This is a genomic window from Paraburkholderia aromaticivorans, assembly GCF_002278075.1.
GTDB lineage: Bacteria > Pseudomonadota > Gammaproteobacteria > Burkholderiales > Burkholderiaceae > Paraburkholderia > Paraburkholderia aromaticivorans.
Genome location: NZ_CP022989.1, coordinates 1,723,896 through 1,748,141 on the forward strand (window position 1 = coordinate 1,723,896; position 24,246 = coordinate 1,748,141).

Annotated in this window: 24 protein-coding genes; 15 read left to right on the top strand and 9 right to left on the bottom strand. The window is 64.4% G+C overall.

Features of this window, described 5'->3' with window-relative positions:
• Nucleotides 1-23 precede the first annotated feature (23 nt).
• From CJU94_RS07900 to CJU94_RS07930, 7 genes are all read left to right on the top strand, one after another.
• Nucleotides 24-704, top strand: coding sequence for a 2-dehydro-3-deoxy-6-phosphogalactonate aldolase (locus CJU94_RS07900; RefSeq protein ID WP_095418212.1), 681 nt, complete (start codon nucleotides 24-26; stop codon nucleotides 702-704).
• On the top strand, nucleotides 701-1,477 hold the full coding sequence (locus tag CJU94_RS07905) for an SDR family oxidoreductase (RefSeq protein ID WP_095418213.1): 777 nt from the start codon (nucleotides 701-703) through the stop codon (nucleotides 1,475-1,477). Before CJU94_RS07900 ends, CJU94_RS07905 begins: the two co-directional genes overlap by 4 nt.
• A 131-nt stretch (nucleotides 1,478-1,608) precedes the next feature.
• The gene (locus tag CJU94_RS07910; RefSeq protein WP_095418214.1) at nucleotides 1,609-2,607 is read left to right on the top strand and encodes an arabinose ABC transporter substrate-binding protein; all 999 of its coding nucleotides are present in this window, start codon (nucleotides 1,609-1,611) and stop codon (nucleotides 2,605-2,607) included.
• Nucleotides 2,608-2,740: 133 nt separating this feature from the next.
• The gene (araG, locus tag CJU94_RS07915) at nucleotides 2,741-4,273 is read left to right on the top strand and encodes an L-arabinose ABC transporter ATP-binding protein AraG (protein WP_095418215.1); all 1,533 of its coding nucleotides are present in this window, start codon (nucleotides 2,741-2,743) and stop codon (nucleotides 4,271-4,273) included.
• A gap of 54 nt (nucleotides 4,274-4,327) precedes the next feature.
• Nucleotides 4,328-5,344 carry an L-arabinose ABC transporter permease AraH gene (gene araH / locus CJU94_RS07920; protein WP_095418216.1) on the top strand — a complete coding sequence of 339 codons (1,017 nt, stop codon included), beginning with the start codon at nucleotides 4,328-4,330 and terminating at the stop codon, nucleotides 5,342-5,344.
• Between the two features lie 30 nt (nucleotides 5,345-5,374).
• Entirely contained in the window at nucleotides 5,375-6,175 is an 801-nt protein-coding gene (locus CJU94_RS07925; protein ID WP_095418217.1) for an SDR family NAD(P)-dependent oxidoreductase, read from the top strand.
• Nucleotides 6,176-6,204: 29 nt separating this feature from the next.
• A complete protein-coding gene (locus tag CJU94_RS07930) occupies nucleotides 6,205-7,086 on the top strand; it encodes an SMP-30/gluconolactonase/LRE family protein (RefSeq protein ID WP_095420255.1) in 882 nt (293 codons plus the stop codon).
• Here the strand turns inward: CJU94_RS07930 and CJU94_RS07935 are convergent.
• Entirely contained in the window at nucleotides 7,083-7,259 is a 177-nt protein-coding gene (locus CJU94_RS07935) for a hypothetical protein (RefSeq protein ID WP_157763726.1), read from the bottom strand. The genes CJU94_RS07930 and CJU94_RS07935 overlap by 4 nt on opposite strands.
• 53 nt (nucleotides 7,260-7,312) lie before the next feature.
• Here CJU94_RS07935 and CJU94_RS07940 point away from each other — a divergent pair, with 53 nt between their 5' ends.
• Entirely contained in the window at nucleotides 7,313-8,374 is a 1,062-nt protein-coding gene (locus tag CJU94_RS07940; RefSeq protein WP_095418219.1) for an aldose 1-epimerase, read from the top strand.
• 242 nt (nucleotides 8,375-8,616) lie between these two features.
• Nucleotides 8,617-9,432, top strand: a complete 816-nt coding sequence (gene pyrF / locus CJU94_RS07945; RefSeq protein ID WP_095418220.1) for an orotidine-5'-phosphate decarboxylase — start codon at nucleotides 8,617-8,619, stop codon at nucleotides 9,430-9,432.
• Between the two features lie 45 nt (nucleotides 9,433-9,477).
• On the opposite strand, the gene CJU94_RS07950 is transcribed toward pyrF, so the two are convergent.
• The 4 genes from CJU94_RS07950 to thiL all read right to left on the bottom strand — a co-directional run bounded on the left by CJU94_RS07950 (nucleotide 9,478) and on the right by thiL (nucleotide 12,154).
• Nucleotides 9,478-9,996, bottom strand: a complete 519-nt coding sequence (locus CJU94_RS07950) for a cupin domain-containing protein (protein ID WP_095418221.1) — start codon at nucleotides 9,994-9,996, stop codon at nucleotides 9,478-9,480.
• A 23-nt stretch (nucleotides 9,997-10,019) separates the two neighbouring features.
• A complete protein-coding gene (locus CJU94_RS07955; protein WP_091799080.1) occupies nucleotides 10,020-10,520 on the bottom strand; it encodes a CinA family protein in 501 nt (166 codons plus the stop codon).
• A 67-nt stretch (nucleotides 10,521-10,587) separates the two neighbouring features.
• A complete protein-coding gene (locus CJU94_RS07960; protein ID WP_208645352.1) occupies nucleotides 10,588-11,166 on the bottom strand; it encodes a phosphatidylglycerophosphatase A family protein in 579 nt (192 codons plus the stop codon).
• Entirely contained in the window at nucleotides 11,156-12,154 is a 999-nt protein-coding gene (thiL, locus tag CJU94_RS07965; protein ID WP_095418222.1) for a thiamine-phosphate kinase, read from the bottom strand. Before thiL ends, CJU94_RS07960 begins: the two co-directional genes overlap by 11 nt.
• Nucleotides 12,155-12,361: 207 nt before the next feature.
• Between thiL and CJU94_RS07970 the strand changes: the two genes are divergently transcribed.
• The 3 genes from CJU94_RS07970 to CJU94_RS07980 all read left to right on the top strand — a co-directional run bounded on the left by CJU94_RS07970 (nucleotide 12,362) and on the right by CJU94_RS07980 (nucleotide 16,140).
• Nucleotides 12,362-14,701 (top strand): NADP-dependent malic enzyme, encoded by a 2,340-nt coding sequence (locus CJU94_RS07970; protein ID WP_095418223.1) that lies wholly within the window; start codon nucleotides 12,362-12,364, stop codon nucleotides 14,699-14,701.
• A 442-nt stretch (nucleotides 14,702-15,143) separates the two neighbouring features.
• Nucleotides 15,144-15,560: a ribonuclease gene (locus CJU94_RS07975; protein ID WP_095418224.1), complete on the top strand. Its 417-nt coding sequence runs from the start codon at nucleotides 15,144-15,146 to the stop codon at nucleotides 15,558-15,560.
• A gap of 16 nt (nucleotides 15,561-15,576) precedes the next feature.
• Nucleotides 15,577-16,140, top strand: a complete 564-nt coding sequence (locus CJU94_RS07980; RefSeq protein ID WP_095420257.1) for a barstar family protein — start codon at nucleotides 15,577-15,579, stop codon at nucleotides 16,138-16,140.
• A 154-nt stretch (nucleotides 16,141-16,294) separates the two neighbouring features.
• Here CJU94_RS07980 and CJU94_RS07985 read toward each other — a convergent pair whose 3' ends face one another.
• The 3 genes from CJU94_RS07985 to speE all read right to left on the bottom strand — a co-directional run bounded on the left by CJU94_RS07985 (nucleotide 16,295) and on the right by speE (nucleotide 18,455).
• Nucleotides 16,295-17,035: a 16S rRNA (uracil(1498)-N(3))-methyltransferase gene (locus CJU94_RS07985; protein WP_095418225.1), complete on the bottom strand. Its 741-nt coding sequence runs from the start codon at nucleotides 17,033-17,035 to the stop codon at nucleotides 16,295-16,297.
• Nucleotides 17,036-17,054: 19 nt separating this feature from the next.
• A complete protein-coding gene (locus CJU94_RS07990; RefSeq protein ID WP_011489849.1) occupies nucleotides 17,055-17,468 on the bottom strand; it encodes a VOC family protein in 414 nt (137 codons plus the stop codon).
• 114 nt (nucleotides 17,469-17,582) lie between these two features.
• Nucleotides 17,583-18,455: a polyamine aminopropyltransferase gene (gene speE, locus CJU94_RS07995; protein WP_095418226.1), complete on the bottom strand. Its 873-nt coding sequence runs from the start codon at nucleotides 18,453-18,455 to the stop codon at nucleotides 17,583-17,585.
• Nucleotides 18,456-18,734: 279 nt separating this feature from the next.
• Between speE and tkt the strand changes: the two genes are divergently transcribed.
• A complete protein-coding gene (gene tkt / locus CJU94_RS08000; protein ID WP_095418227.1) occupies nucleotides 18,735-20,756 on the top strand; it encodes a transketolase in 2,022 nt (673 codons plus the stop codon).
• A 96-nt stretch (nucleotides 20,757-20,852) separates the two neighbouring features.
• A complete protein-coding gene (gene gap / locus CJU94_RS08005; protein WP_095418228.1) occupies nucleotides 20,853-21,863 on the top strand; it encodes a type I glyceraldehyde-3-phosphate dehydrogenase in 1,011 nt (336 codons plus the stop codon).
• Between the two features lie 95 nt (nucleotides 21,864-21,958).
• On the opposite strand, the gene CJU94_RS08010 is transcribed toward gap, so the two are convergent.
• Nucleotides 21,959-22,654 (bottom strand): FadR/GntR family transcriptional regulator, encoded by a 696-nt coding sequence (locus CJU94_RS08010; RefSeq protein ID WP_095418229.1) that lies wholly within the window; start codon nucleotides 22,652-22,654, stop codon nucleotides 21,959-21,961.
• A gap of 228 nt (nucleotides 22,655-22,882) precedes the next feature.
• Here CJU94_RS08010 and CJU94_RS08015 point away from each other — a divergent pair, with 228 nt between their 5' ends.
• Nucleotides 22,883-24,205 (top strand): C4-dicarboxylate transporter DctA, encoded by a 1,323-nt coding sequence (locus CJU94_RS08015; protein ID WP_095420258.1) that lies wholly within the window; start codon nucleotides 22,883-22,885, stop codon nucleotides 24,203-24,205.
• Nucleotides 24,206-24,246: the final 41 nt, after the last annotated feature.

Here is a 24,246-nt window from a genome sequence, read left to right on the forward strand (position 1 = left end):
CGCTCACGAATCAAGGAACCGACATGCAACCTCACATCAATCTGCCCGCTCCGTACATGCCGCACGCGGGTTTGATCGCGGCGTTCGAGGCCTGCCCGCTGATCGCCATCATGCGCGGCGTGACGCCCGCCGATGCCGCCGAGCACGGTCAGGCGCTTTACGAAGCCGGCTTCCGGATCGTCGAAGTGCCGCTGAACTCGCCGCAACCGTTCGACAGCATTGCCGCGATCCGCAAGGTGTTGCCGGCCGATGCGATCGTCGGCGCGGGCACGGTGCTGCATCCGAGTTTCGTCAACGACGTGAAGTCGGCGGGCGGCGAACTGATCGTCATGCCGCATAGCGACCCGGAAGTGGTCAGCGCCGCGAAAGCGCAAGGCATGGCTTGCGCGCCGGGCGTCGCGACGCCGACGGAAGCGTTCATCGCGCTGAAGAACGGCGCGGACGTGCTGAAGATGTTCCCCGCCGAACAGCTCGGCTGCCAGGTCGTGAAGGCCTGGCGCGCGGTGATCGCAGCGGAAGTGCCGCTGGTGCCGGTCGGCGGCATCACGCCCGACAACATGGGGCCGTTTCTCAGCGCGGGCGCGAACGGCTTCGGCCTCGGCTCGGCGCTGTACAAGCCGGGCCAGAGCGCGGCCGTGACCGCCTCGCACGCGAAGGCGTTCATCAACGGTTTGCGCATTGCGCGCGCGGGTGCGAAGAAATGAAGCGGCTCGCCGGCAAAGTCGCCCTCGTCACCGGCGCCGGACGTGGCATCGGCGCGGCGATCGCGCACGCGTTCGCGCGTGAGGGCGCGGCGGTCGTGCTGGCCGAACTCGACATCGAGACCGCGCAGCAGACAGCGGGTCACATCAAGGCGCAGACCGGCGCGCGCGTGCTCGCGGTGCACACGGACGTGACGCAGGCGGCCTCCGTTCAGCACGCGGTGAGCGAGGCCGAACGTGCATTCGGCGCGCTCGACGTGCTGGTAAACAATGCCGGCATCAACGTATTCTGCGATCCGCTCACCATGACCGACGACGACTGGCGTCGCTGCTTCGCGGTCGATCTCGACGGCGTGTGGAACGGCTGCCGCGCGGTGCTGCCTGGCATGGTCGAACGCGGCGCGGGGAGCATCGTGAATATCGCGTCGACGCACTCGTTCAAGATCATTCCGGGCTGCTTTCCGTACCCGGTGGCCAAGCACGGCGTGATCGGCCTGACGCGCGCGCTCGGCATCGAATACGCGCCGCGCAACGTGCGGGTCAACGCAATCGCGCCGGGTTACATCGAAACACAACTGACGCACGATTGGTGGAACGAACAGCCCGATCCCGCCGCCGCGCAGCAGGCGACGCTGGATCTGCAACCGATGAAGCGTATCGGCCGCCCGGAAGAAGTGGCGATGACGGCGGTGTTTCTCGCTTCGGACGAAGCGCCGTTCATCAACGCCACCTGCATCACGGTGGATGGCGGGCGTTCGGCGCTGTATCACGACTGATTTTGCAGGGCTCGAATTGCGCAGGGGCGCAAGGAGTACACCGGACGACGCGCTGGCCGCGTGTGTCATAACCGGTACAAGAAGACGCGGCCGATACCTTCTCGTTATCAATTAGTCAGGAGACACGCATCATGAAACGTAGAATTTTCCTCACGCTGGCAGCAGCGGCGGCGGGTGTGCTCTTCAATGCACCGGTCGCGCAGGCCGCTGATCCGGTGAAGATCGGCTTCCTCGTGAAGCAGCCGGAAGAGCCGTGGTTCCAGGACGAGTGGAAGTTCGCCGAAATCGCCGCCAAGGAGAAGGGCTTTACGCTCGTGAAGATCGGCGCGCCGTCGGGTGAGAAGGTGATGAGCGCAATCGACAACCTGTCGGCGCAAAAGGCGCAAGGCTTCGTGATCTGCACGCCTGACGTCAAGCTCGGACCGGGCATCGTCGCGAAGGCGAAGGCCGACGGCCTGAAGATGATGACGGTGGACGACCGCCTGGTGGATGGCGCGGGCAAGCCGATCGCGTCGGTGCCGCATATGGGCATCTCGGCATACAACATCGGCAAGCAGGTCGGCGACGGCCTCGCTGCGGAAATCAAGAAGCGCGGCTGGGACATGAAGGACGTGGGCGCGATCGACGTGACCTACGAACAGCTGCCGACCGCGCATGACCGCACCAGCGGCGCAACCGACGCGCTGATCGCCGCCGGCTTCCCGAAGGCGAACATCATCGCCGCGCCGCAAGCGAAGACGGACACGGAAAACGCGTTCAACGCCGCCAACATCGCGCTGACGAAGAATCCGCAGTTCAAGCACTGGGTCGCTTACGCGCTGAACGACGAAGGCGTGCTCGGCGCGGTGCGCGCAGCGGAAGGCCGCGGCTTCAAGGCGGACAACATGATCGGTATCGGCATCGGCGGTTCGGACTCGGCATTGAACGAGTTCAAGAAGCCGACGCCGACGGGCTTCTTCGGCACGGTCATCATCAGCCCGAAGCGCCACGGCGAAGAAACCTCGACGCTGATGTACGACTGGATCACGCAAGGCAAGGCACCGCCGGCGCTGACGCTGACGACCGGCATGCTGGCCACGCGTGACAACGTGGCGGATGTGCGTCAGAAGATGGGTCTCGCGGCGAATTGAGCTGGGTGATTCAGTACGCGGTGCAATGAAGTGAACTGCCGGTGCGTCTTTCTCCAAAGATCGACGTGCCGGTAGTAGCAATAAAAGATCAGCAGTAGAGACAGACGTTTCACACGAAGCATGAGGAGGCGAAGTGTCAGCGACGCTACGTTTTGACAATATCGGCAAGGTCTTTCCAGGCGTGCGCGCGCTCGACGGTGTGTCCTTCGACGTCAACGTCGGCCAGGTGCACGGCCTGATGGGCGAAAACGGCGCAGGGAAATCGACCCTGCTGAAGATTCTCGGCGGTGAATATCAGCCCGACTCGGGCCGCGTGATGATCGACGGCAACGAGGTGCGCTTCTCGAGCGCGGCGTCGTCGATCGCGGCGGGGATCGCGGTGATTCACCAGGAACTGCAATACGTGCCCGATCTGACGGTCGCGGAAAATCTGCTGCTCGGCCAGTTGCCGAACTCGTTGGGCTGGGTCAACAAGCGCGAAGCCAAACGCTTCGTGCGTGAGCGCCTCGAAGCGATGGGCGTGGCGCTCGATCCGAACGCGAAGTTGCGCAAGCTCTCGATCGCGCAACGCCAGATGGTGGAAATCTGCAAGGCGCTGCTGCGCAACGCGCGCGTGATCGCACTGGATGAGCCGACCAGTTCGCTGTCGCATCGCGAGACCGAGGTGCTGTTCAAGCTGGTGCGCGACCTACGCGCCGACAACCGCGCAATGATCTACATCTCGCACCGCATGGACGAGATCTACGAGTTGTGCGACGCCTGCACGATCTTCCGCGACGGCCGCAAGATCGCGTCGCACCCGACGCTCGAAGGCGTGTCGCGCGACACCATCGTCAGCGAGATGGTCGGGCGGGAAATTTCGGACATCTATAACTACTCGGCGCGGCCGCTCGGAGAAGTGCGCTTCGCGGCGAAAGCGATCGAAGGCCACGCGCTCATGCAACCTGCCAGCTTCGAAGTGCGGCGCGGCGAGATTGTCGGCTTCTTCGGGCTGGTGGGCGCGGGCCGCAGCGAACTGATGCATCTGGTGTACGGCGCCGATCACAAGAAGGGCGGCGAGTTGATGCTCGACGGCAAGCCGATCAAGGTCCGCAGCGCGGGCGAAGCGATCCGGCACGGCATCGTGCTGTGTCCGGAGGACCGCAAGGAAGAGGGCATCGTCGCGATGGCGACCGTGTCGGAGAACATCAATATCAGTTGCCGCCGTCACTATCTGCGCGCGGGGATGTTCCTCGACCGCAAGAAGGAAGCGGAAACCGCGGACCGTTTCATCAAGCTCTTGAAGATCAAGACGCCGAGCCGCCGCCAGAAGATTCGTTTCCTCTCGGGCGGCAATCAGCAGAAGGCGATCCTGTCGCGCTGGCTGGCGGAGCCGGATCTGAAAGTCGTGATTCTCGACGAGCCGACCCGTGGTATCGACGTCGGCGCGAAACATGAAATCTACAACGTGATCTATCAGCTTGCCGAACGCGGCTGCGCGATCGTGATGATTTCGTCGGAGTTGCCGGAAGTGCTCGGCGTGTCCGACCGGATCGTCGTGATGCGCCAGGGCCGGATTTCCGGCGAACTGGCGCGCAAGGATGCAACGGAACAATCGGTGTTGAGCCTCGCGCTGCCGCAAAGCTCGACCGCGCTGCCCGAAACTGCTGCCCAACGGGCGGCCTGAACATCATTCGGACGAAAGTCCGGCAACCCGTGGGGAACGGGAGGAGTCTTCAACATGCAAGCCAGAGAAAACCTCGCGCAACAGGCCGCCAAGAGCGCCGCTGATGCGCTGATTCCGCAGTCCAACGACAAGGCGAAATGGTGGCAGCAGATCACCGAGTACAGCCTGATCGTGATCTTCGTCGTGATGTTCGTCACGATGTCGCTGACCGTCGATCACTTCTTCTCGATCGAGAACATGCTCGGCCTCGCACTGTCGATTTCGCAGATCGGCATGGTCTCGTGCACGATGATGTTCTGTCTCGCCTCGCGTGATTTCGACCTGTCGGTGGGGTCGACGGTCGCGTTTGCCGGCGTGCTGTGCGCGATGGTGCTCAACGCCACCGGCAATACCTTCATCGCGATCATCGCCGCGGTGGCGGCGGGCGCCGTGATCGGTTTCGTCAACGGCGCGGTGATCGCGTATCTGCGCATCAACGCGCTGATCACCACGCTCGCCACGATGGAAATCGTCCGCGGTCTCGGCTTTATCGTCTCGCATGGTCAGGCGGTCGGCGTGTCGTCGGATACGTTTATCGCGCTGGGCGGTTTGAGCTTCTTCGGCGTGTCGCTGCCGATCTGGGTCACGCTGCTGTGCTTCATCGTGTTCGGCGTGATGCTCAACCAGACCGTGTACGGCCGCAATACGCTCGCCATCGGCGGCAATCCTGAAGCGTCGCGTCTGGCCGGTATCAACGTGGAACGCACGCGCGTCTACATCTTCCTGATTCAGGGCGCGGTCACCGCGCTGGCCGGTGTGATTCTGGCCTCGCGTATCACGTCGGGTCAGCCGAATGCCGCGGAAGGCTTCGAGCTGAACGTGATCTCGGCGTGCGTGCTGGGCGGCGTGTCGCTGCTCGGCGGCCGCGCGACGATTTCCGGCGTCGTGATCGGCGTGCTGATCATGGGCACGGTCGAGAACGTGATGAACCTGATGAACATCGACGCGTTCTATCAGTACCTCGTGCGTGGCGCGATCCTGCTCGCCGCCGTGCTGCTCGACCAGTTGAAGAACCGCGGCTCGCGGGATTAATCACTCTCCAGTTCTAAAAGGAATCGAACGATGTCGTCTCCGGCCAATGCAAACGCCCGTCTCGCGGACAGCACCTTCGCCCGCTATCCGAGTCTTGTCGACCGAACGGTGTTGATCACGGGCGGCGCGACCGGTATCGGCGCATCGTTCGTCGAGCATTTCGCGGCGCAGGGCGCGCGCGTCGCGTTCTTCGATATCGATGCGAGCGCCGGTGAAGCGCTCGCCGACCAACTCGGCGATTCGAAGCACAAGCCGCTGTTCCTGCCGTGCGACCTGACCGATGTCGACGCGCTGCAAAAAGCGATCGCCGACGTGAGGGCCGCGCTGGGTCCGATCCAGGTGCTGGTGAACAACGCCGCGAACGACAAACGCCACACGATCGGCGAAGTCACGCGCGAGTCGTTCGACGCGGGCATCGCGGTGAATATCCGCCACCAGTTCTTCGCGGCGCAGGCGGTGATGGAAGACATGAAGGCGGCCAACAGCGGCTCGATCATCAACCTCGGTTCGATCAGCTGGATGCTGAAGAACGGCGGCTATCCGGTGTACGTGATGTCGAAAGCGGCGGTGCAGGGTTTGACGCGCGGCCTCGCGCGCGACCTCGGTCACTTCAATATCCGCGTCAATACGCTGGTGCCGGGCTGGGTGATGACGGAGAAGCAGAAGCGCCTGTGGCTCGACGACGCGGGCCGTCGCTCGATCAAGGAAGGGCAGTGTATCGACGCCGAGCTGGAACCGGCCGACCTCGCCCGCATGGCGCTCTTCCTCGCCGCCGACGACAGCCGGATGATCACCGCGCAGGACCTCGTCGTCGACGGAGGCTGGGCGTGAGTGCGAACGGATCGGCACGCACAGCCGGCATGCACGCCGCCCTGCTGCTCGATACGAAGTGCACGCTCGGCGAAGGCGCGACATGGTGCGCGCAAACCGGCCGTTTTTACTGGGCGGATATCGAAGGCGCGCGCCTGTGGCGCCATGACCCGAGCGACGGCCGCAGCACGTTCTGGCGCATGCCCGAGCGGCTTGCCACGTTCGCGCTGTGCGCCGACCCCCATTACCTGTTGCTCGGTCTTGCCACGCATCTCGCGTTTTTCGATCTGGCCACCGGCGAGACGCGGCGCATCGTCGACGTGGAACCCGGTTTGAACACGCGGGTGAACGACGGCCGCTGCGATCGTCAGGGCCGCTTCGTGTTCGGGACCAAAGATGAAAGCGCGCCGGTGCGGCCGGTCGGCGGGTTCTACCGGCTCAATCACGATTTGTCGCTGGAGCGTTTGCCGCTGCCCGCGCCGGCGATCTCGAACAGCATCGCGTTCAGTCCCGACGGCGCGACGATGTACTACTGCGATTCGCCCACGCGCGAGATCCGCATGTGCGACTATCGCGCGGACGGCGGCGTCGCCAACGATCGCCTCTTCACGCGTCTGACCGACTTCAGCGGCGAACCGGACGGCTCGACCGTCGACCGCGACGGCGGCCTGTGGAACGCGCAGTGGGGCGGCCGGCGGGTGGTGCGCTACGGCCCGGACGGCGTGGAAACGGAGCGCGTCGACGTGCCGACCGCGCAGCCGAGTTGCGTCGCGCTGGGCGGCTCCCAGCTCGGCACGCTGTACATCACGAGCGCGCGCTGCGACCTCGACGCGGCGGCGCTTGCCGACGATCCGCGGGCGGGCGGCGTGTTCATCGCCACACCCGGACGGCGCGGTTTGCCGGAACCGGTGTTCCTGGGCGCGCCCGCTTAGCGCAGAATGACGCTGCTTCGGTCCGGCGGCAGGGATGCCGCCATGAAGCGATAAAGCGCAGCGAGGCAGTGAATCTGAAAGTGAGTCGCAAGTTGATGTTGCATTTCCAGTGGCAGCAAATCGGCAGCATGCAGTTCGGACCCAGAGGCGACCGCTTCAAGAAAATCGCCCAACAGCATCCGTCAGCAATGACGGCAACGTCCCAAGCCTCTCGATGGAGCCAGATATGACTGTTGCGAATCTCGTTTCCTCCTCCCCACAGACCTCTCAGAGCCGACGCTCGCGACTCGCCGCGGCGGCCAATCCGGTGCTCCCGGGTCCGAGCACGTCGGCGGTGGCCGTCGGCGAAACCAGTGGCGGCGATGTCGCGTGCATTACGCTCGCCAATGCGCATTTGCGCCTCGATGTCGCGCCGACGCTGGGCGGCGGCGTCACCCGTTTCGACTGGCGCAACGACGGCGCGCTCACGCCGATCTTCCGGCGCTGCCGCCATGTCGGGGCCGACACGCAGCCGAACGAACTCGCCTGCTATCCGCTGCTGCCGTATTCGAACCGGATCGGCGGCGGCCATTTCAGCGTGGCGGGACGGCGCGTGGACGTGCCGCGCAATCGCGCCGACGAACCCTTGCCGATTCACGGCGACGGCTGGCAATCGGCCTGGCAGGTCGCCGGGTCGGACCGTGAAAACGTCCGCCTCACGCTAGATCGCCGCGACGGCAAGCCGTACGCCTACCGTGCGACGCAAACCTATACGCTGGACGGCCCGACGCTCGTCATCACGCTCGACATCGAAAACGCGGGGCGTGAGGCGCTGCCTTTCGGGCTCGGCGTGCATCCGTTCTTCGTGCGCGACGCCGACACCGAGTTGTCGGCCGCGGCCGGCGGCCTGTGGCTCTCCGGCGACGACTGGCTGCCGGTGCGGCATGTGCCGGCGCCGCCTGCATGGCAGTTCGGCGTGGCGTATCCGCTGCCGGAAACCATTGTCAATCACGCTTTCACCGGCTGGAGCGGCCAGGCGGCGGTGGTGTGGCCGAAGCGCCGCCTGTCGCTGAACATTGCCGCCGACACCGATTACTACGTGCTGTACACGCCGCCCGGCGAAGACTTCTTCTGCTTCGAACCCGTGGATCATCCGATCAACGCGATGAACCTGGCCGGCGGTGCCAGCGAAAACGGCATGACCTTGCTGGCGCGGGGCGAGCGCCTGACGCGCACGTTCCGCTTTACCGTCGAGCGGATGGGTTTGCGCTCGATGCCGGGCGCGCGCGGCTCGCGTCGGAAACAGTAGGGGGGGCGGCGCGGGGCGGCGGGTGTAATTCGCGCGGCGGCCATGCCGTACGGTCCGGTGGCGCCCGCAGTTCGCGGGGCACCATGCCGTACGGTCCGGCGGCGCGGGCAGCTTGCGTGGCAGCCATCCTGTGCGGTCGGGCGGCGCGCATGCGCGCCCGGACGCGTCCCTCGCGCGGAGCGCGGCGCGGGACGGGTAAAATACGCGCCTCTTCCGTTTTCCTGCTCGCCGCGAGACCCACCATGGCCAATTTCATCCAGACACTCAACGACGCCTGGCAGCGTACTAACTCGCTGCTGTGCGTCGGCCTCGATCCCGAGCCCACTCAATTCCCGGGCGCGCTCGCGGGCCGTCCTGACGCGATCTTCGACTTCTGCCGCACGATCGTCGATGCGACCGCGCCGTACGCGTCGTCGTTCAAACCGCAGATTGCCTACTTCGCGGCGCATCGCGCGGAAGACCAGCTCGAGCAGCTGATCGCCCACATTCATGCGAACCATCCGGGTCTGCCGGTCATTCTCGACGCGAAGCGCGGCGACATCGGCAGCACCGCCGAGCAATATGCGCGCGAGGCGTTCGAGCGCTATCAGGCCGACGCGGTGACCGTGAATCCTTACATGGGTTTCGATTCGATCCAGCCGTATCTGGAACACGAAGGCAAAGGCGTGATCGTGCTGTGCCGCACGTCGAACGCGGGCGGCTCCGATCTGCAGTTCCTGGAAACGGGCGGCCGTCCGCTGTATCAGGTCGTCGCGCAACTGGCGGCTGACAAATGGAATGCGAGCGGCCAGCTGGGTCTGGTGGTCGGCGCGACGTTCCCGAAGGAAATCCAGGTGGTGCGCGGGATTGTGGGCGCCATGCCGCTGCTGATTCCGGGCATCGGCGCGCAAGGTGGCGACGTGCAGGCGACGGTCAATGCCGGCCGCACCGCGAACGGCACGGGCATGCTGATCAACTCGTCGCGGGCGATCATCTACGCGGGCAAGGGTGACGATTTTGCCGAAGCGGCAGCGAAAGCCGCCATGGAGACGCGTGACCGGATCAACGCTTTCCGCTAATCGCAGGCTGTCTGTCGCGAAGACAGCTTCATGAGCGGATGAGGTTCAAACCGGCCCCAGCCGCTCGATCAACGCCGCATGCCGCGGATGCCGCGCTTTGAGCGCGCCGAGATCCGCCAGCTCGAATTCGCTGAATTCAAAGCCTGGTGCCACGGTGCAGCCCACCAGCGCGAACGTCGCCGGATCGGCGCACTCCGCCGCGAACCACAAACCGGCCGGCACCACGGCTTGAAACACCGCATCGGCATGGGTCAGCGCGTTGCCGAGCTTGTGCGTCACCAGCGCGCCGGTCTCGTCGAGCACGTGGACGTTCAACGGTTCGCCGGCATAGAAATGCCAGACTTCGTCGGACTTGATCCGATGCCACGCCGAATGCGCGCCGTCGCAAAGCAGGTAATAGATCGCGGTCGATGCAGAGCGCGTTTCCCCGGCGCCGCCGGCGTCTTTGTCGCGGACCACGCGCTCGGCCGACCGGTACGTCTCGCTAAAAAATCCGCCTTCGGGATGCGGCTTGAGATCGAGACGGCGGATCAGTTCGTCTTTGACTGCGGGCGAATCAGGCATCGGCTTTCCGCTCCGAACAGAGGTCAATGCTCGCGTTCGTCGAGCAGGGCGAGTACCCCGCGCAAGGCATGCGCGGCGGCCTGCACGCGGATCTTTTCGCGGTCGCCCTTGAAAATCTTCGTTTCCACCGACGTATGCAGCCGGTTGCTCCAGCCGAACGACACCATGCCGACCGGCTTGGTCTCCGTACCGCCGCCCGGACCGGCGACGCCGGTTATCGACAGCGAGACCTGCGCGCGGCTGTTGCGCAGCGCGCCTTCGGCCATGGCGCGCGCCACTTGCTCGCTGACCGCGCCGTGCTTCTCGATCAGCTCGGCGGGTACGCCGATCATCTCGCTCTTCGCCTGATTCGAATACGTGACGAAGCCGCGCTCGAACCAGCCGCTGCTGCCGGAGATGTCGGTGATCGCGGTCGCCACCATGCCGCCCGTGCAGGATTCGGCGGTGACGAGCATGAGGCGCTCGTCGCGCAGACGGTTGCTCACGCGAATGGCGAGCTGATGAACGACGGAATCGGTAGGCATGGCGTCTATCCGGAAAAACGGGGGCCGGCGGTGAACACCCGGCGGCGCGGCGGCCGCCGGGCAGCGGTCAAACGGACATGCGCCAGAGCGCAATCACGAGCAGCGTGAAAAACGCGGCGACCAGGTCATCGAACATGATGCCAAAACCACCTTTCAGACGTCGATCGAAATAACCGATGGGCGGCGGTTTCACCATGTCGAAGAAGCGGAACACGAGGAATGCCCACAACTGGCCGGTCAGCGTGACCGGCGTGACGATCAGCAACACCAGCCAGAACGCGATGATTTCGTCCCACACGACCGGCGACGGATCGTCGATGCCGAGCCGCTTCGCGGTGAATCCGCAAATCGCAATGCCGCCGATGAAGCCGGCGACGATCAGCAGACCCCATTCGATCACCGTCAGATAACGGCTCAAGACGGCAAACGAAACCCACGCGAACAGTGTGCCGATCGTGCCCGGCGCGACCGGCGACAAGCCGCTGCCGAACCCCAGCGACAGAAGGTGCAGCGGATGCGACAGCATGAAGCGCGCGGTGGCGCGCCGTGGCTGGCGGCCCGGCGGGCGCGGATCGGGCGCGCGCGGACGGGGCGGCTCGCCGCCGACGAGTTTGTCGGCAGCGCCGAGCGGGGGATCAGTCTGCATGAAAGTGATCGAAGCCTTGCAACGTCAATGTGAGGGGCGCGCCGGCGGCATCGTGCCAGCTGATCGCCGGGTGCTCGGCCGCCGCCTGGAGAGCGCTTATTGTACCGATGCGGGTGACCGGCACCCCCACCTCCCGACCTGCCGCTTCCACCGACGCGCGCGCCGTGGCCGGCGCGGTGAAGCACAGCTCGTAGTCGTCGCCGCCGGCGAGCGTGCAACGGCGCTGGATCTCGGGCGGCAGGCGGCGCAGCGCGGCGGAACGCGGCACGGCGTCGACGTCGACGCTGGCGCGCACGTTCGACCGTTCGAGGATGTGTAGCAGATCGCCGGCGAGGCCGTCCGAGAGATCGAGCGCCGCGCGGGCGATGCCGCGCAGCGCCAAACCCAGCGCGACGCGCGGCTCCGGGCGTTCGAGGGCGCGGCGAAACGTCGCAGTGTCGCTGGCATTGGCGGACCATTCGCCGCGCTGCACGCCGAGGCCGGCACGCGCGTCGCCGAGCGTGCCGGAAATCCAGATGTCGTCGCCCGGCTGCGCGGCGTCGCGGCGCAGCGCCGCGTGCGGCGGCACGCTGCCGAAAACCGTGATGCACAGATTCAGCGGGCCGCCCGTCGTATCGCCGCCGACCAGTTCGCAGCCGTAGCGCTCGGCCAGCGCGAACAGCCCTGCGCTGAACGCGGCGAGCCAGGCTTCATCCGCTTTGGGCAAGGCGAACGCCAGCGTGAACGCCAGTGGTCTCGCGCCCATGGCGGCGAGGTCCGATAGATTCACCGCGAGCGCTTTGTGACCCAGCGCCTCGGGATCGATGTCGGGGAAGAAGTGGCGGCCTTCGACCAGCATGTCCGTCGATATCGCCAGCATTTCGCCCGCGGGCGGCGCGAGCAGCGCGCAGTCGTCGCCGATGCCGAGGGTGGCGTCCGCGGCATCGGATGGCCGGGCAGCGGCGCGGCGGGCAAAGAAGCGGTCGATCAGCGAGAACTCGGAGAGCATGGGAGCGATGGGTGAACGGATCAGTGCCGCGAAATTCGGCTAACCGCGCGCATTGTACGGGCTAGCCAAAGGGTAAACACGCGATCCGCGGGCAACACCGGTCTGGGTGGCGTGCGGGCGCAAGCAGGTTACGCCGGCCTTTCGCTATGTTTCTGTCGCGGCAGTTGTACCCGTATTGAAGGAATTGGGCCGGCAATTGGGGCTACAATGCCGTCGAACATCTATTCTAATCTGCCCTTCGAAGCCCGCCTTATGTCGACTCCCGTCAATAGCAAACTCCGCGAAGCCGCCCTCGATTACCACGAGTTCCCCACCCCCGGGAAGATCGCGATCGCCCCGACCAAGCAGATGATCAACCAGCGCGATCTCGCGCTGGCGTACTCGCCGGGCGTGGCGTTCGCGTGCGAGGAAATCGTCGAGAACCCGCTGAATGCCGCGCGTTTCACCGCGCGCAGCAACCTGGTGGGCGTGGTCACCAACGGCACCGCGGTGCTCGGTCTGGGCAACATCGGGCCGCTCGCCTCGAAGCCGGTCATGGAAGGCAAGGCCGTGCTGTTCAAGAAGTTCGCCGGCATCGACGTGTTCGATATCGAGCTGAACGAGTCCGACCCGCACAAGCTGGTCGACGTGATCGCGGCGCTGGAACCGACCTTCGGCGGCATCAACCTCGAAGACATCAAGGCGCCGGACTGCTTCATCGTCGAACGCGAATGCCGCAAGCGCATGAAGATTCCGGTCTTCCACGACGACCAGCACGGCACCGCGATCGTCGTCGCGGCGGCCATCACCAACGGTCTGAAGGTGGTCGGCAAGGACATCAAGGAAGTCAAGCTGGTCTCCTCGGGCGCGGGCGCGGCGGCGCTGGCGTGTCTGGACCTGCTGGTCGATATCGGCCTGCCGCTCGAAAACATCACCGTCACCGATCTGGCCGGCGTGGTCTACAAGGGCCGCGTCGAACTGATGGACCCGGACAAGGAGCGCTTCGCGCGTGAAACCGACGCCCGCACGCTCGCCGAAGCGATCGGCGGCGCGGACGTGTTCCTCGGCCTGTCGGCCGGCGGCGTGCTCAAGCAGGACATGGTCAGGCAGATGGCGGACAAGCCGCTGATCCTGGCGCTGGCCAACCCGACGCCGGAAATCCTGCCGGAGCTGGCGCTGGAAGTGCGCCCGGACGCCGTGCTGTGCACGGGCCGCACCGACTACCCGAACCAGGTGAACAACGTGCTGGTGTTCCCGTTCCTGTTCCGCGGCGCGCTGGATGCGGGCGCGACCACGGTGACGCGGGAAATGGAAATCGCCGCGGTCAACGCGATCGCCGAACTGGCACGCCAGGAGCAGAGCGATATCGTCGCGACGGCGTACGGCATTCAGGACCTGTCGTTCGGCCCTGAGTATCTGATTCCGAAGCCGTTCGATCCGCGTTTGATCGTCAAGGTCGCGCCGGCCGTGGCGAAGGCCGCGATGGATTCGGGCGTCGCCGAGCGTCCGATCGAGGACATGGACGCCTACGAACAGCATCTGCAGCAGTTCGTGTATCACAGCGGCACGACCATGAAGCCGATTTTCCAGCTGGCGCGCAGCGTCGAGCCGGAGAAGAAGCGCATCGTGTTCGCGGAAGGCGAGGAAGAGCGCGTGTTGCGGGCGATGCAGATCATCGTCGACGAAAAGCTGGCCAAGCCGATCCTGATCGGCCGCCCGGCGGTGATCGAGCAGCGCATTGCGCGCTACGGTCTGCGGCTGGTCGCGGGTCAGGACTACACGGTGGTGAACACCGACCACGACGAGCGTTATCGCGACTTCTGGCAGGAATATCACAAGATGATGTCGCGCAAGGGCATCAGCGCGCAGATGGCGAAGCTCGAAATGCGCCGCCGCACCACGCTGATCGGCGCGATGCTGGTGGAAAAGGGCGAGGCCGACGGCATGATCTGCGGCACGGTGTCGACCACGCACCGGCATCTGCACTTCATCGATCAGGTGATCGGCAAGAAGGAAGGCGCGAAGGTCTACGCGGCGATGAACGCACTGGTGCTGCCGAATCGGCAGATCTTCCTCGTGGATACGCACGTGAACGTGGATCCGACGCCGGAGCAACTGGCGGAAATCACCCTCATGGCGGCGGAAGAAGTGCGCCGTTTCGGTATCGAGCCGAAGATCGCGCTGCTGTCGCATTCGAATTTCGGCACCAGCAACGCGCCGACCGCGCAGAAGATGCGCGACACGCTGGCGATCCTGCGCGAACGCGCGCCGGACCTGCAGGTGGACGGCGAGATGCACGGCGACATCGCGCTCGACGCGAATCTGCGTCGCGAAGTGATGCCCGACTCGACGCTCGAAGGTGACGCGAACCTGCTGGTGCTGCCGAACATCGACGCGGCCAACATCTCGTACAACCTGCTGAAGACCGCCGCGGGCAACAACATCGCGATCGGTCCGATGCTGCTGGGTGCGGCGAAACCCGTGCATGTGCTGACGGCTTCGGCGACGGTGCGCCGCATCGTCAACATGACGGCGCTGCTGGTGGCGGATGTGATCGCGGCCCGTTAATCCGCGATCCAGACGAGGCATGGCGCGGAAACCTCCGCGCCATGCAAAAAAAAGGCGCGCCCGCAACGGGCACGCCTCAGGGTGAACAGGGGATACTTCACCCGAAAAAACGGCAAGTCAGACAAAATTCCGCCTACAAAGAGCACTGAAGGGCGATAGACCCTCACAACGGCGCATCGAGATGCCTGCAAACGTACCGAAGCGGCCTGCGACCCGCTCCCGATCAGCCTGCCTTCACCTCGTTTTGCATCGTTGAGCTAATTTTAGCTTGACCAAGCTGGATATTCTGTCAAAAGTCGTCAAAGTCCCTCCGGTGGCCCTTTCCCGCCTGATCGGAAGAATTCGGCTGCCCGGCGAGCGTTGATTCCGGGGGCTATTAGCGATACCCTTACGACTTTCATGGTCGTCAAACTCGTGATCTAACAGCGGGGAACCCTGATACATGGCACGCAAGTGGCAACGCATGAAAGGCGTGCTGATCGGTGCTGTAACGCTGTGCGCTTTATCCGGCCCCGTGCCTGGCGCGTTTGCGCGCGACTCCACGGCTCCCGCCGACCCGAACGCGCAGTTGCAGGGCACGATCGCGCTGGCGCAGTTGCCACGCGAAGCGGTCAATACATTGAACTTGATTGCCGCAGGCGGGCCTTACCCGTATGAGAAGGACGGCATCGTATTCGGCAATCGCGAACGGTTGCTGCCGGCCCATCGGCGCGGCTATTACCACGAATACACCGTTCCCACGCCTCGCTCACGTAATCGCGGGGCGCGTCGCATCGTCTGCGGAGGTCCGCTGAAGCGAACCGATAATTGTTACTACTCGGACGACCACTACACCAGTTTTAATCGTATTGTTGAATGACATCGGGATGAACGGCATGAGCGACAACGTCTACGCGCACGACTCCGGAGTCGCGACGGATCTTTTCGCGGCCGGCGACGGCAATCTGTTCCAGCGCGTCATGCAGATGCGAGCCGGCGATCAGGGCCGCGAGAACCAGAGCGAAGCAGCAGGCACTGTGGTTTCATCGAACGAGGAGCCCATGAGTCTTTTCAAGACCGTACGACCGAACATCGTACAGTCGATCCGCGCGTTCCGCGTGCAGGATCTCGCCGACGAGGCCAACCAGCTCGGCCAGCATTTTCTGTATGCGTATTGCGCCAATGCGCAGTCTAAACAGGAAGTGCTTGAAACCATCGCAACGTCGTTCCTGTTTCCGAAACACTTCGGCAAGAATTACGACGCCCTTTACGACTGTTTGACCGATCTGGTCCATAAAGCGGGGGCGCAGCCGGGGTTCGTGATCGTGCTCGAGCAGTTGCCCGTGGCTCAGAAGTTCGACAAGGAAGGGCGCGAGACACTGTTGGACGTGTTCCGCGAAGCGTCGGAATTCTGGGCCGAGCGCAAAGTGGCATTCCGGGTGTTTTACTCGTTTGCCTGAGATTTCCGGTTGAGCTTTTGCCTGAGCGTTGCCCGCTTGGGCTAAGTGAGAAAGGCCCGCCATTTGGCGGGCCTTTGCTTTTTCTGCCCCTGACAGCGATCCCGGGACAGCCCGCCGCTTTCGATCAACGCGGCCGTCGTGGCGCCGAAGCGGCTTACCAGCCGCCCCAGCCGGCAGCCAGCGCCGAGAGCACGGCGATGCCGGCAGTTTCAGTGCGCATCACGCGCGGGCCGAGGCCGACGGCGGTGAACCCGTGATCCGTCGCGGCCGCTTCTTCAGCGGCGGAAAAACCGCCTTCAGGGCCGACCAGTACCGTCACGCGACCTTTCGGCGGCTCGGCGGGCAACGCGGAAAAGCTGATGCTGGCGCGTGGCGACAGCAGAATACGCAGGTCGCCTTCTTCCGGCGTGCGAGGCATCGCGCCCAGCCAGGTGGCGATCTCCCGCACCGGCATCACTTCTGGCAGCCGATTGCGCCCGCACTGCTCGCACGACGCCCGCACGATGCCTTGCCAATGCGCATGGCGCCGCTGCGCGCGCTCACCGGTCAGACGCACGACGCTGCGCGTGGTGGTCAGCGGCACGAAGGCCGAGGCGCCGAGCTCGACCGCCTTTTCGATCAGCCAGTCCATCTTGTCGCCGCCGGCGATGCCCTGCGCGAGCGTGAGGCGATACGGCGCTTCGACTTCGATATTGCGGAATTCGCGGATTCTTACCTTGGCCGAGCGGCGCTCGACCTCGACGAGTTCGGCGCTGTACTCGCCGCCTTCGCCGTTGAAAAGCACGATCGAATCGCCGGGCTGCAAACGCAGCACGAGCACATGCCTGACGACGTCATCGGGAAGCTGCATGATGTCGTCGGGCTGGAGGGGCGTACCGACGAAAAAGCGTGGCATCAAAAAAATACTCATTGGTTCACGAAAGGTGGCGAGCGAGCGCCCAGCGGTAGCCGTCCAGATCTTCGACCTGGGCGAAGCGGTCGCCCCAGAACTGATCCTGTGGCTCGCTCAGCGATTTTGCGCCGGCGGCGAGCGCCCGCGCGTAAATCGCGTCGACATCGTCGACATAGACATAGAACGATTGCGGTGCGATGGCGCCCGCGCTTTTGGGTGTTTTCGCCGCCGAGCCGAACGCGCCTTCCGGTGCGAACATCACGATCAACTGGCCTTGATAGGTCATCTCGACATGCATGACGACGCCGTCGTCCTGGACACTGTCGCGAACTTCGAAGCCGAACGCCGCGGTGAAGAACGCGGACGCGGCACGTGCGTCGCGCACCGTCAGATAGGGGGTCAACCAGGGCACACCGGCGGGGCGGGAGGCGGTCATGGGGTTCTCCGGATCCAAAGGGTTGGCGGGGCAGGTGCTGCGAGTCCAGGCGGACGGCCGCATATCGATATGCCGATAGCGCAGTGCGACGGAACCGTGCATTTTGCCCACGCGTTAGCTCGCTGGCTTTAAGAATTGACTTAGTTTATCGCGCACCGAGCGGGATGCCGAGAATAGTCCGGCGTGCATGGCCGCGCCGTAATGCATCAGGGCGTCGATTCGGCGCGCGGCGAGGCGCTCGGTGAGCGTCTCGGCGGTGAGGGCGGCGGGGTCGAGCGTGTCGCTGGCGGTGGCCATCATCCAGAGCGAGCCGTATAGCGGAATGAACGTGTTCATGGTGCGGACGATGGCGAACGCCGCGCGCAGGTCCTCGATCAGGCGTGCGATGCGTTCGGCGTGAAAATACGGCGAGCCGAGGTGCACGGAGACGGCGGCGGTCCGGCTCATGACCCGCTTGAGCTGCTGATAGAAGGCTTGCGTGTAAAGACCGGCAGCGGGTGAATCGGGCGGCGTCAGGTCGAATACGACCAGATCGAACTGCGCCGGCGCCGCCGCTTCGACGTAGCGCGCGGCGTCGCCGATCAACAGTTCGACGCGCGGATCGTCGAAGGCGCCGCCGTGTACTTCGGGCAGATGCTCGCGCGTCAGGCGGACCACTTCCGCGTCCAGTTCCGCGACCACGATCCGTCCGATGCCCGCGTGCCGCAGCAATTGCCGCGCGGCGCCGCCGTCGCCGCCGCCCAGCACGAGCGCCGCTTGCGGCGATGGATGCGCCAGCGCGGCCGGATGCACCATGCATTCGTGATAAATGAACTCGTCGCCGGTGGAGGTCATGGGGCGGCCGTCGAGCGTGAAGAGCCGGCCGAGCTGCGGCGTGTCCCAGACCTCGATCCGCTGATAGGGGGAATCGACCCGCGCCACGCGCTTCGCGTGCGGAAATCCGTAGACGGCGTCGGGACTCGGTCGGAACAGCAGCGGAGCGCTCACGGCGGGCGGGCTCCGTGCGGAGCGCGGTGGGTTGAGGTTGCGCAATTGTAAAGGGCGAAGCGCGTCGTGGCCTCGGCGGACGCATCGCGCCGCACGACCAGGCGGCTTTCCGGGCGGGGGGCGGGCAACGTTCTGTTAGAATGTCACGCTTTCAGCCTTGTCCGTTTGCTCTGCCCGTTTCGCGTCTCCTGGCGCCGCACCGTGCGCCCGAGTGAACTGGCATTCGAGCATCCGGGCCTCAAGCGCGTACCGCCTTCTGACTCTGTCTCCGGACTCGACATGACGACCCCGTCTCCCGCACCCACTTCCTTGATGGCCAACGCGATCCGCGCGTTGTCCATGGACGCCGTTCAAAAAGCGAACTCCGGCCACCCCGGCATGCCCATGGGCATGGCCGAAATCGGCGTGGCTTTGTGGTCGCGTCACCTGCGTCACAACCCGAAGAACCCGCAATGGGCCGATCGCGACCGTTTCGTGCTGTCCAATGGCCACGGCTCGATGCTGCTGTATTCGCTGCTGCACCTGACCGGCTACGATCTGCCGATCGAAGAGCTGAAGAATTTCCGCCAGATGCATTCGAAGACGCCGGGCCACCCGGAATACGGCATTACGCCGGGCGTCGAAACGACCACCGGCCCGCTCGGACAGGGTCTGGCGAACGCGGTCGGCATGGCGCTCGCCGAGTCGCTGCTCGCCACCGAATTCAACAAGCCTGACGCGAAGATCGTCGACCATCACACGTACGTGTTCGTCGGCGACGGCTGCCTGATGGAAGGCATCTCGCACGAAGCCTGCTCGCTCGCGGGCGTGCTGAAGCTGAACAAGCTGATCGCGTTCTACGACGACAACGGCATCTCGATCGACGGCGAAGTGGTGCACTGGTTCCACGACGACACGCCGAAGCGCTTCGAGGCGTACGGTTGGAACGTGATCCCGAACGTGGTCGGCCACGATGTCGAGGCGGTCGACGCAGCCATCAAGCAGGCCAAGCAATCCGACAAACCCACGCTGATCTGCTGCAAGACGGTGATCGGCGAAGGCTCGCCGAACAAAGCCGGCAGCCACGATTCGCACGGCTCGGCGCTCGGCGACAAGGAAGTTGCGGCCACGCGCGAGAAGATCGGCTGGAAGTGGGAACCGTTCGTGATCCCGCAAGAGGTCTATGCGGCGTGGGACGCGACGGAAGCGGGCGCGCGCAACGAGTCCGAGTGGGACAAGGCATTTGCAGCGTACGCCGCCAAATATCCGCAGGAAGCCGCTGAATTCAAGCGCCGCGACGCGAAGCAATTGCCGGCAGGCTGGAAGGAAAAGGCCAAGGCGATCATCGCCGGCGCGAACGAGCGCGCGGAAACCGTGGCGACGCGCAAGGCATCGCAACAGGCTATCGAGGCTTTGTCGGCCGTGTTGCCGGAACTGCTGGGCGGCTCCGCCGACCTGACCGGTTCGAACCTGACCAACTGGAAGGCCGCCAAGCCGGTGCGTGTGAACGCCGAAGGCAAGGCTGCCGGCAACTACGTCAACTACGGCGTGCGCGAATTCGGCATGAGCGCCGCGATCAACGGCGTCGCGCTGCATGGCGGCTTCAAGGCCTTCGGCGGCACGTTCCTGACGTTCTCGGACTACAGCCGCAACGCGCTGCGCGTCGCCGCGCTGATGAAAGCGCCATCGATCTTCGTGTTCACGCACGACTCGATCGGTCTGGGCGAAGACGGCCCGACCCACCAGTCGATCGAACATGTTGCGAGCCTGCGTCTGATTCCGCACCTGCAAGTGTGGCGTCCGGCTGATACCGTTGAGACCGCGGTGGCCTGGACCCACGCGGTCGAGCATCACGGCCCGTCGTGCCTGATCTTCAGCCGTCAGAACCTGCCGTTTTCGGAGCGCACCGACGCGCAGATCGCCAACATCGAGAAGGGCGGTTACGTGCTGCGCGACTGGAACGACGAGATCGTTGCGCGCAAGATCATCCTGATTGCCACCGGTTCGGAAGTCGAACTGGCGCTCAACGCGGTCGAGCCGCTGGCGCGCGAAGGCATCGCGGCGCGCGTCGTGTCCATGCCGTCGACCACCGTGTTCGACAAGCAGGACGCCGAGTACCGTGAACGCGTGCTGCCGCAAGGCGTACGCCGCGTGGCGATCGAAGCGGGCGTGACGGATTTCTGGCGCAAGTACGTGGGTCTGGAAGGCGGCGTGGTCGGCATCGACACGTTCGGCGAATCGGCCCCGGCTGGCGTGCTGTTCAAGCATTTCGGCTTCACCGTCGAACACGTGGTAGAGACGGCAAAAGCCGCACTCGGCTGATCCTGGACAAGCGTTGCCGTTCCGCGTGCGAACGCGCGGCAACGCTGCCGGTCAGACGAACCTGGAAGTATTTTTTCAGCCATCAGGAGATAGACCATGACGATTCGCGTCGCAATCAACGGCTACGGCCGTATTGGCCGCAACACGCTGCGCGCCTTCTATGAAAACGGCAAGAAGCACGATATCGAAATCGTCGCCATCAACGATCTCGGCGATGCCAAGACCAACGCTCACCTGACGCAATACGACACCGCGCACGGCAAGTTCCCGGGCGAAGTGTCGGTGGACGGCGAATACCTCGTCGTCAACGGCGACAAGATCCGCGTGCTGGCCAACCGCAACCCGGCCGAACTGCCGTGGGGCGAGCTGAACGTGGACGTCGTGATGGAATGCACGGGCTTTTTCACGACCAAGGAAAAGGCCAGCGCGCACATCAAGGGCGGCGCGAAGAAGGTGATCATTTCGGCGCCGGGCGGCAAAGACGTCGACGCCACGATCGTCTACGGCGTGAATCACAACGTGCTGAAGGCATCGGACACGGTGATCTCGAACGCATCGTGCACGACGAACTGCCTCGCACCGCTCGTCAAGCCGCTGAACGACAAGATCGGCCTGGTGAACGGTCTGATGACCACGATCCACGCTTACACGAACGACCAGGTTCTGACGGACGTGTATCACGAAGACCTGCGCCGCGCGCGCTCGGCCACGCACAGCCAGATCCCGACCAAGACCGGCGCTGCGTCGGCGGTCGGCCTGGTGCTGCCGGAATTGAACGGCAAGCTGGACGGCTACGCGATTCGCGTTCCGACGATCAACGTGTCGGTGGTCGACCTGTCGTTCATCGCCGCGCGCGACACGACGGTCGAAGAAGTCAACGCGATCATGAAGGAAGCGTCGGAAGGCTCGCTCAAGGGCATCCTCGGCTACAACGACGCACCGCTGGTGTCGATCGACTTCAACCACAACCCGGCTTCGTCGACGTTCGACGCGACGCTGACCAAGGTGTCGGGCCGTCTGGTGAAGGTGTCGAGCTGGTACGACAACGAGTGGGGCTTCTCGAACCGCATGCTGGACACGGCTGTGGCGCTGGCCAACGCGAAGTAAATCACGGCGCTTCGTGCGCTAGCTATGCCTGCCAAAGCCGGTTTGAGTCGGCGGAGGCAGAAAAAAACCGCTCTTCGGAGCGGTTTTTTTTTCGCCTACTGCGGTTGCGGAGTCGGGAAATAGACGCCGGCGCGCTGCGCGGCGTTCGAGATATGCGTTTCGATGGCCTTGCCGGCCGCGGCGGAATCGCGCGCCTTGAGCGCATCCAGAATCACGCGATGCTCGTTGTACGTAGACAGCACCAATTCACGCCGGTAATACGGCATGCGCTGGCTTTCCTTCATGATCTCCGCGCTGCTGCTCAGGATCGACTCGATCGCCGCGTTACCGGCAATGCTGACGATCCGCATGTGGAAGTCGTAGTCGAGCCGGGCGGCTTCATCGAGTTCGTCGCAGGCGAGCGCTGTTTGCATGGCCGTGATGTTCTCTTCGAACCACGCGAGGTCGGAATCGCTGACCGCGAGCGCCGCCATACGCGCGATAAAGCCTTCCAACGCGAAGCGCATCTGATACGTATCAGGCAGTGACGATTGCTCCGCGAAGCGCCACGACTGCGCGGCCGACGCCTGCGCGCTTTCCACATAAACGCCCTTGCCGGGCCTGATCACGAGCAAACCGAGCGCTTCGAGCGTGGAGAGCGCTTCGCGCAGGGAAGCGCGGCTGATCGCGAGTTCTTCGGACAGTTGACGCTGGGCCGGCAGCAAGCTGCCTACGGGATAGACGCCCGCTTCGATCCGTTCGCGGATGGTCGCGATGGCGGCATCGGTCACGGTATGCGGGACGTTTTTCATGGTTGTCTCACTTGTAAGCGCGGTCTGACCAGCATTGTAATACGCGGTCCGAACGCTCGTGCGGCGTACCGTTCGCCACCGCCGATCCGGCCTGAAACCGCTGCAAAAACAGCGGGTAAACACTGTTTTATGAAACCTTGACGTCAGTATATCGGCTTCCTACTATTCGACATAACAGCACTGGTCGGACCAGTCTGAACAGATATGAATCGCAACCAGGAGGAAGCCGTGTTGAAATTTTTCAATTCGCTGTTTGGCCGGGTCGTCATAGCGCTGGTGGCGGGTATCGTAATCGGCGCCGTGTACCCGCATTTCGCCCAATCGCTGCGTCCGCTCGGCGACGGCTTTCTCAAGCTGATCAAGATGGTGATCGGTCCGATCGTCTTTTGCGTCGTGGTCAGCGGCATGGCGCATGCCGGCGACTTGCGCAAAGTGGGCCGCGTCGGCCTGAAGGCCGTGGTCTACTTCGAGGTGATGACGACGATCGCGCTCGTGATCGGCGCAGTCCTGGCGTACGTTACGCGTCCTGGCGTCGGCATGAATATCGATCTGCGCTCGCTGGATCCCGCGTCGCTCTCCACGTACACCGAGCACGCCAAGAGCCTGAAGGACACGGCCGGCTTCCTGCTGAAAATCATCCCCGACACCGCGATCAACGCTTTCGCCGCCGGCGACATCCTGCAAATTCTGGTGTTTTCGGTGCTGTTCGGCTCGGCGCTGTCGCTGCTCGGCAATAAGGCGCAACGCGTGAGCAGCCTGATCGACGAACTGTCGCAGGTGTTTTTCCGCGTGATGGGTTTCATCATCAAGCTCGCGCCGCTCGGCGTGCTTGGGGCGATCGCCTTCACCACCGGCACGTATGGTGTCGAGTCGCTCAAGCAACTCGGCATGCTGGTGCTCGTGTTCTACGCGAGCTGTTTCGTGTTCGTAGTCGTGGTGCTGGGCGTCGTCATGCGGCTGGCCGGCTTCAGCATCTTCAAGCTGATCCGCTATCTGCGCGAAGAACTGTCGATCGTGCTCGGCACCGCTTCGTCTGACGCCGTGCTGCCGCAGATCATGCGCAAGCTCGAATGGATGGGCGTCAAGGATTCGACCGTCGGTCTCGTCATTCCGACCGGCTACTCGTTCAATCTCGACGGCTTCTCCATCTACCTCACGCTCGCGGTGATTTTTATCGCGCAGGCCACCAACACGCCGCTGTCGATGCACGACCTGATCGTGGTGGTGCTGGTTTCGCTGGTGACGTCGAAGGGCGCGCATGGCATTCCCGGCTCGGCCATCGTGATTCTGGCCGCCACGTTGTCCGCGATTCCGGCGATCCCCGTGCTCGGCCTCGTGCTGATCCTGCCGGTCGACTGGTTCGTCGGCATTGCGCGCGCGCTGACCAACCTGATCGGCAACTGCGTGGCGACGGTGGTGGTCTCCGTGTGGGAAAACGATATCGACCGGGCGCGCGCGCATCGCGTGCTGAACCGCGACGCGGCATTGCGCTACGTGCCGGCCGGCGACGACGCCGAGCCCGCCGCAGGCGAACCCGCTCCGGCCGTCTGAACCGCTTTCGAATCGGCGCGCCGACGCAGCGCGCCTTCTGC

Coding starts and splice junctions, on each gene's coding strand:
- CJU94_RS07900 (WP_095418212.1), top strand. CDS start 24: ATGCAACCTCACATCAATCTGCCCGCTCCGTACATGCCGCACGCGGGT.
- CJU94_RS07905 (WP_095418213.1), top strand. CDS start 701: ATGAAGCGGCTCGCCGGCAAAGTCGCCCTCGTCACCGGCGCCGGACGT.
- CJU94_RS07910 (WP_095418214.1), top strand. CDS start 1,609: ATGAAACGTAGAATTTTCCTCACGCTGGCAGCAGCGGCGGCGGGTGTG.
- araH (WP_095418216.1), top strand. CDS start 4,328: ATGCAAGCCAGAGAAAACCTCGCGCAACAGGCCGCCAAGAGCGCCGCT.
- CJU94_RS07925 (WP_095418217.1), top strand. CDS start 5,375: ATGTCGTCTCCGGCCAATGCAAACGCCCGTCTCGCGGACAGCACCTTC.
- CJU94_RS07930 (WP_095420255.1), top strand. CDS start 6,205: ATGCACGCCGCCCTGCTGCTCGATACGAAGTGCACGCTCGGCGAAGGC.
- CJU94_RS07940 (WP_095418219.1), top strand. CDS start 7,313: ATGACTGTTGCGAATCTCGTTTCCTCCTCCCCACAGACCTCTCAGAGC.
- pyrF (WP_095418220.1), top strand. CDS start 8,617: ATGGCCAATTTCATCCAGACACTCAACGACGCCTGGCAGCGTACTAAC.
- CJU94_RS07950 (WP_095418221.1), bottom strand. CDS start 9,996: ATGCCTGATTCGCCCGCAGTCAAAGACGAACTGATCCGCCGTCTCGAT.
- CJU94_RS07955 (WP_091799080.1), bottom strand. CDS start 10,520: ATGCCTACCGATTCCGTCGTTCATCAGCTCGCCATTCGCGTGAGCAAC.
- CJU94_RS07960 (WP_208645352.1), bottom strand. CDS start 11,166: ATGCAGACTGATCCCCCGCTCGGCGCTGCCGACAAACTCGTCGGCGGC.
- thiL (WP_095418222.1), bottom strand. CDS start 12,154: ATGCTCTCCGAGTTCTCGCTGATCGACCGCTTCTTTGCCCGCCGCGCC.
- CJU94_RS07970 (WP_095418223.1), top strand. CDS start 12,362: ATGCCGTCGAACATCTATTCTAATCTGCCCTTCGAAGCCCGCCTTATG.
- CJU94_RS07975 (WP_095418224.1), top strand. CDS start 15,144: ATGGCACGCAAGTGGCAACGCATGAAAGGCGTGCTGATCGGTGCTGTA.
- CJU94_RS07980 (WP_095420257.1), top strand. CDS start 15,577: ATGAGCGACAACGTCTACGCGCACGACTCCGGAGTCGCGACGGATCTT.
- CJU94_RS07985 (WP_095418225.1), bottom strand. CDS start 17,035: ATGCCACGCTTTTTCGTCGGTACGCCCCTCCAGCCCGACGACATCATG.
- CJU94_RS07990 (WP_011489849.1), bottom strand. CDS start 17,468: ATGACCGCCTCCCGCCCCGCCGGTGTGCCCTGGTTGACCCCCTATCTG.
- tkt (WP_095418227.1), top strand. CDS start 18,735: ATGACGACCCCGTCTCCCGCACCCACTTCCTTGATGGCCAACGCGATC.
- gap (WP_095418228.1), top strand. CDS start 20,853: ATGACGATTCGCGTCGCAATCAACGGCTACGGCCGTATTGGCCGCAAC.
- CJU94_RS08010 (WP_095418229.1), bottom strand. CDS start 22,654: ATGAAAAACGTCCCGCATACCGTGACCGATGCCGCCATCGCGACCATC.